The following is a 6,006-nucleotide window of genomic DNA, read 5'->3' as shown; positions in this document are numbered from 1 at the left end:
CGAACTGGCTCCACCCACCGGTGCCCTGCTCGCGAGGCTCGTTCGCGTTCATCTGTCATCTCCCTCAAGTCCCTATGACTCAAGGGTGCCAAGAGCCGGTGCGCATCCCGCCGGGCGTCACCCCGGCGGCGGAGAGCGTCACCCGCAGCGTCGCCTTCTGGCCCTTGGCCAGCTCGCCCGCCTGCGGCGTGACCGACGCCCAGTCGGCGTCGCTCGTCACCGTGTAGGCGGTGGGGGAGCCCAGGTTCGTCAGCTCCAGCGTGCGCGTCCTGGTCGCCCCGGCGGGCATGACCGCGGTCAGCTCGGCGGCCGAGGCGCTCACCCGGCCGGTGACCAGGGCGGTGTCGATCCTGGTCAGCGTGCCGGGCGCGACCGTGACCGGCTTGGTGAAGGTGCCGTAGTTCTCCTTGGCCACCACCACGTCGTGGTCGCCCGCCGGGACCTGCCCGAAGAACGACCCGTCCGCGCCGGTCGTGAACGAGGCCACGTCGCCCAGCTTCACCGACGCCCCGGCCAGCGGCTGGCCGTCGTTGGCGTCGGTGACCACGCCGGTCACCAGGCCGTGCCGGCTCGCGGTGAACGTCACGCCCCGGCCGGTGGCCAGCGCGGCCTCCTCGTAGGAGTAGAGCAGCGCGTCCGTGCCGGCCGCGTTCTCGATGCCGACCGTGGCGCTGGCGCCCTGTTCGCGCTCGCTCTCGACGTCCTTGTACCGGAAGGAGACCGAGCCGTCCTCGCCCAGCAGCGCCGCGAACGACACCCGCTCGCCGGTCCCGCTGTAGAAGGTGACGTTGCGCCACTCCACGACGTACTGGCGGTGCGGGGCCGTGCCTGCCACGCCGGTGTAGACGCCCGCCTCGGCGTCCACCTTCAGGTCGTCCCAGTACGGGTAGACCGCGTTGTTCGGCGTGCCCGTGCCCGGCAGGCGGCTGTTGCTGCCCGTGGTGACCCGGTCGGCGGCGAAGGTGACGAGCCCGTTCGTGCTGATCCACGCCCTGGACTGCCCGGTTCCGTAGAACGGGACCGCGAACGGCAGCGTCACCTGCACGGCCTCGTCGTCGCCGGTCAGCGCCAGCTTCTCGGTCCCGGCGACGTACGGCTGCGCCGCCGCCCGGCAGGTGTAGCCGAAGCCGTCGCCGCGCAGCGGCAGCTCCACGTCCCTGACCGTGCTCCCGTCGTCCCCGTCTATGGAGACCTGCGCGCTCCCGGCGCTGGAGCAGCGCGAGACCGGGGTGACCGTCAGCGTGTACGTCCCGCGCGGCAGCGTCATCGTGTACCGGCCGGAGGCGTCGGTGACCGCGCTCACCGGCGTGCCGCCGGCGGCCACGGTCGCGCCCGGCTCGGGCACGCCGGCCGTGCTCACCGTGCCCGACAGCGTGCCGGACGGCTGCCGGACGAGCGTCACGTCGCCGGTCGTGACCTGCTCGGCGGTCACCGTGGCGGTGGCGCTGCCGCGGTCGTAGCCGAACTTCTCCGCCGTCAGCGCGTACTCGCCGGGCAGCAGGCGCGGGATCGTGTACGTGCCGTCCTGCCCGGTGACGACCGCGCGCGCCAGCGGCCCGGTCACCTTGACCGTCACGCCCGGCACCGGCTCGCCGGCCGCCGTGACCGTGCCGCGCAGCTCGCCCAGCCCCTCGTCCGGCGCGGCCTGGACGGCGGCGTAGGCGTCCAGCCGGCCCTCGCCCCAGACGTTGTTGTCGGCCGCGGTGCCGCCGCAGCTCGTGTCGGCCACATCGATCGCCGTGCGGTCCAGCAGCGGCCGGGTCGCGGCCACGTCGCCCTGCAGCCGGGGCGCGGCCGACCAGATCAGCGCCACCGTGGCGGCCACGTGCGGAGAGGCCATCGAGGTGCCGGTGTAGGAGTCGTAGTCGTCGTCCGGGACGGCGGAGCGCACGTTCACCGCGGGGGCCGCGATGTTCGGCTTGATCTCGCCGTCCTGGCCCTCGCCCTTGCTCGACCTGCTGTACAGCACGTTGTTGACGTCGAAGCCGCCCGCGCTGTAGCTGATCGCGTACTGGCCGGGCGAGCCGCTGGTGCGGCAGGCCGGTCCCTCGTTGCCGTTGGCGAAGGCGGGGAAGATGCCCGCGGCCACCCACGCCTGGACGGTCTCGACGTACCACGGGTCGAACCCGTTGCCGCCCCAGGAGTTGTTGACGATGTCCGGCGCGAGGTCGGGACGCGGGTTGGCGCCGTTCAGGTCGGTCGGGGCCAGCACCCATTGGCCGGCGGCCAGCAGCGAGGCGTCCGTGCAGGTGTTGACCTCGCAGCCCTTGGCGGCGATCCAGCGCACGCCGGGCGCCACGCCGATGCCGTTCGCGCCCGCCATCGTGCCCATGACGTGCGTGCCGTGGCCGTTGTTGTCGCACGGCGCCGCCGAGGGGCAGACGCGCGCCGGGTCGAACCAGTTGTAGTCGTGGGTGTAGGAGCCGTCGGGGTTCCTGCCCCGGTAGCTCGCGGCCAGGTCGGGGTGGTCGTACTGGACGCCGGAGTCGATGGAGGCGACCACGATGCCCTCGCCCCGGTCGCCCAGCTCGCTCCACACCCGCGGGGCGCCGATCCGGTCGACGTTCCACTCGACCGCGCCGGCCCTGGGCTCGGCCCGGCCGGTCACGGGCTCGGGCAGCGCCACGACGGTGACCGGGTCGATCCGGTCCACCTCGGGCAGCTCGCTGATCGCCGACGCCAGCTTGGCGTCCGCGGTCACCCGTACGGCGTCGACGATCCAGTACGAGGTGTAGTCGGCCTTCTGGGCGTCCAGCAGCTTGACCAGCCCGGCCTGCGAGGTCCTGGCCCGCTCGGTCTTGGCCTGGTAGACCAGCTGCGTCCTGGCCCGTTTGGTGGCGGCCCGGCGGGCGGCACCGAGGTCGGCGGTGCCCTTCATCCGGACCCAGAAGGTGGCCTTGCCGTCCTTGTCCAGCTCGGCCTGGACGGTCTGGGAGATCTTGCCGGGATCGGGCGCCGCGTGCGCCGGGGCCTGGGGGACGGCCAGGGCGGCGGCGGTGACGATCCCGGTCAGGATCGCACGCCAGGTGAGGGTGTTGCGCACGTGCTCTCCTTCACGACGTTCACGACGGTGAGGAAGAGGTGATCTTTCCGCCTCTGTCGAGAAGGGTGAAGAGATCCTGTCGGGAAAGCAAGGGCGCTGATCCTAACAAGCTCGGATAAGTCCCGAAATGTAATGTGGTCAGCTGAAATGTCGCCACATCGGCCAGGTGGCGGACCACGGCCGGACGGGATCCCGGCAGAGCCACACCGGCATGCCCTGCTCCTCGTTGTCGACGTCCACGCCGTTGTCCACGAGGGCCTTCTGCTCGCAGGAGCCGAACAGCGCGCGGGCCCGGCCGCCCGCGTTCACCAGGATCGCCACGGTCGCGTCGTCCGGCGGCGGGCCGTACGCCCAGAGCTGGTTGTGGCCGGAGTACACGCGGGTCAGGCCCGCCCGGCCGAGGGCGCCGTACTCGCCGTAGTTGCCCGTCACGACCACCGCGCGGGCCTGCTCGTCCGGCGGCAGCGACCGCAGCACGCCGCCGACGGCGGCGGCGAAGCGGGGCCAGCCGACCGACTCGCGGGCCACCTCGTTGATCGCCGGCACCGGCGTGGCGGCCAGCGCGCCGACCGGCACGAGCGGCAGCGCGAGCACCGCGCAGGCCGCCGCGTTGACCGCGAGGAACGCCCACGCCGCGCGCACCCGCCCGGCCCGCGCCCGCGACACGCTCACGCACCCGGCCGCGAACAGCGCCACGATCAGTCCCGCGGTGTAGTCGAAACGCCCGCCGCTGACCAGCGTCAGCACCGCCGTCACCGGATAGGCCACCGCCACCGCCCGCACCCGCCGGTCGCGCCACAGCCGGACGAACCCCAGCGCCGCGACCACCGACACCACCGGCCCGAACAGCGTGAGCTGCATCGGCACGAACATCACCCGCATCTCGGCGCCCTTGTCCGCGCTGAGCGCGGCGGCCATCGACAGCTGCGGCCAGCCGTGCGTGGCCTGGTAGACCAGGTTCGGCGCGGCCAGCACGGCGGCCACCAGCGCGCCGCCCCACAACCACGGGCTGCCCAGCGCCCGCCGCGGCCCGGCGATCAGCAGGCCCGCCGCCAGGCCCAGCACCAGCAGCGCGATGAGGTGCTTGTTGTAGGTGGCCAGCCCGATCACCGCGCCCGCCGCGAGCCACCAGCGCGGCTGCTCGCGCAGCAGCGCCCGGAGCGCGAACAGGAGCGCCGCCGTCCACAGCGGCAGGTCGAAGCTGACCGTCAGCAGCGTGTGCGCCGCGATCAGCGTGTACGCCCCGGTCGCCGCGCCCACGGCGGCCATCGTCTGGGCGAGCCGGTCGCCGCCCAGTTCCCGCGCCACCAGCGCCACCAGCACGACCACGGCCGCCGCGGCCAGCGCGGGGAACACCCGCAGCGCCGTCACCGTGTCGCCGAACAGCCCGAGCGCCGCCTTGCCCAGCATGGGCGTCAGCGGGGGCTGGTCGACGTACCCCCAGGCCGGGTGGCCGGCCAGGACCCGGAAGTACAGCTCGTCGCGGTGGTAGCCGTACCAGGGGCTCAGTGCGAGGGCCACGCCGGCGGTCAGGACCGCGGTCACCGTCACCGGACGCCACGCCCAGGGCCGTTCCATGGACGTCGAGGCTAGATCCATTGCCCGCCCTTTGTCACTGCCTGAGCGGGTGTCGCGTTGCGCGATCTTGGTCCGGCGGTTAACCTGGGGGGCATGCGAAATCGCCCTCAGATCCAGTGGTGGCGCCGCTCCTAGGCGGCGCGTTTTCGCATTCCTCTCAAAGGACGGCCGCCCCGGATGGCGGCCTTTCTCGTGTCCGCCCCCGGGGCCTCATGATGTGACGTGGTAAGGGGCAGCAAGTGGAGACCAGCGGATATACCACCGCCGGGGGCGTCGGCGTCGAGCGCGAGGCACGCGACGTGTCGGAAGAGGCGCTCGAAGAGATCGTGACCGCGCTCGGCGAGCGGCGCGGCGGCGCCTTCTCGTCGGGCATGGACTACCCGGGCCGCTACAGCCGATGGGCCTTCGGCTACGTCGACCCCTGCCTGGAGCTGGTCGCCAAGGGGCGGGTCATCTCGGCGACCGCGCTCAACGAGCGCGGCAGGGTCGTGCTGCCCGCCGTGGCCTCCTGCCTGCTCGCCGCCGGCAAGCCGGTCAGCGAGCCGACGCCCGACCGCGTCGAGGTGCACGTCCCGGAGTCCGAAGACCTGCTGCCGGAGGAGATGCGCAGCCGCCGGCCCACCGTGTTCACCGCGATCCGCGAGGTCATCGCCGCCTTCGCGGGCGACGACCCCCACCTCGGCCTCTACGGCTCCTTCGGCTACGACCTGGCCTTCCAGTTCGAGCCCATCCGGCAGGAGCTGGCCCGTCCCGACGACCAGCGTGACCTGGTGCTCCACCTGCCCGACCGGATCGTCGTCATCGACCGCCAGCGCGAGACCAGCGTCGAGTACCGCTACGAGTTCACCGTCGACGGCGCCACCACCCGCGGCCTGGAGCGCACCGGCAGCTCCGTCCCGCAGGTCGTCCCCGGCGAGCTGCCGAAGGACCCGGTGCGCGGCGAGTACGCCAAGGTCGTGGCCGCCGCCAAGGAGCGGTTCAAGCGCGGCGACCTGTTCGAGGTCGTGCCCGGCCAGGTCTTCCACGCCGTCTGCACCGACCCGTCGGCCTTCTACCGCGGCCTGCGCCACAGCAACCCGGCGCCGTACGAGTTCATCATCAGCCTCGGCGACGGCGAGCACCTCGTGGGCGCCTCGCCCGAGATGTACGTCCGGGTCAACGGCGACCGCGTCGAGACCTGCCCCATCTCCGGCACCATCGCCCGCGGCAGCAACCCGGTCGAGGACGCCGAGGCCATCCGCACCCTCCTGAGCAGCGTCAAGGAGGAGTCGGAGCTGACCATGTGCACCGACGTCGACCGCAACGACAAGTCGCGCATCTGCGTCCCCGGCACGGTCAAGGTCATCGGCCGCCGCCAGATCGAGCTCTACTCGCGCCTGATCCAC

General features: G+C 72.8%; 3 protein-coding genes. 1 reads left to right on the top strand and 2 read right to left on the bottom strand.

Annotation, left to right across the window (positions count from 1 at the left end):
* Positions 1-79: 79 nt before the first annotated feature.
* Positions 80-3,043: a S8 family serine peptidase gene (locus ACWCSD_RS46085; protein ID WP_449925017.1), complete on the bottom strand. Its 2,964-nt coding sequence runs from the start codon at positions 3,041-3,043 to the stop codon at positions 80-82.
* Positions 3,044-3,181: 138 nt separating this feature from the next.
* On the bottom strand, positions 3,182-4,621 hold the full coding sequence (locus ACWCSD_RS46080; RefSeq protein WP_449925014.1) for a glycosyltransferase family 39 protein: 1,440 nt from the start codon (positions 4,619-4,621) through the stop codon (positions 3,182-3,184).
* A 239-nt stretch (positions 4,622-4,860) separates the two neighbouring features.
* Between ACWCSD_RS46080 and ACWCSD_RS46075 the strand changes: the two genes are divergently transcribed.
* Positions 4,861-6,006, top strand: a 1,146-nt coding sequence (locus ACWCSD_RS46075; protein ID WP_449925011.1) for a chorismate-binding protein, incomplete at its 3' end; no start/stop codon positions are given.

It is taken from the genome of Nonomuraea sp. NPDC001684, assembly GCF_053596515.1.
The sequence above is the reverse complement of the archived record's forward strand: the minus strand, read 5'-3'. Positions and strand labels throughout refer to the sequence as shown.

What these genes read in the sequence shown, in the direction of transcription:
- ACWCSD_RS46080 (WP_449925014.1), bottom strand. Translation starts at nt 4,621, where the DNA reads ATGGAACGGCCCTGGGCGTGGCGTCCGGTGACGGTGACCGCGGTCCTG.